Genomic DNA, 309 nt, shown 5'->3' with positions numbered 1-309 from the left:
CTTCTATCAAACCATCAGTAGCCGCATCAACTGCTACTGTACCTGTGTCTGAGCCATTGGGAATCGTAATGTTTACAATGCTGGTATAGTCCGTACCATCAGTAGCCGTACCACTCATCACTACAGGGATTACAATAGCACTGCCTGTAGTGTTCACCGCATTTAAGGTCGCTGTAAAATCTCCATCTGTACCACCTTCTACCGCTGTATCAACACTTGCCGTTAGGTTTACTGTATATTCCGTAGCATCACTGATCGTAACGGTATCACTCGTACTGGTTCCTGCAACAACACCACTTGGTAAGGTGC

1 protein-coding gene is annotated in these 309 nt (G+C 46.0%); it reads right to left on the bottom strand.

All coding sequences use genetic code 11. The features are described from left to right. Window positions 1–309: hypothetical protein (locus tag FHK87_RS26485; protein WP_226294431.1), on the bottom strand; the 309-nt coding region annotated here is incomplete at both ends.

The organism is Aquimarina algicola, assembly GCF_006443095.1.
GTDB classification, from domain to species: domain Bacteria; phylum Bacteroidota; class Bacteroidia; order Flavobacteriales; family Flavobacteriaceae; genus Aquimarina; species Aquimarina algicola.
Note: the sequence above shows the minus strand (reverse complement) of the source record. Positions and strands in the feature narration are given on the sequence as shown.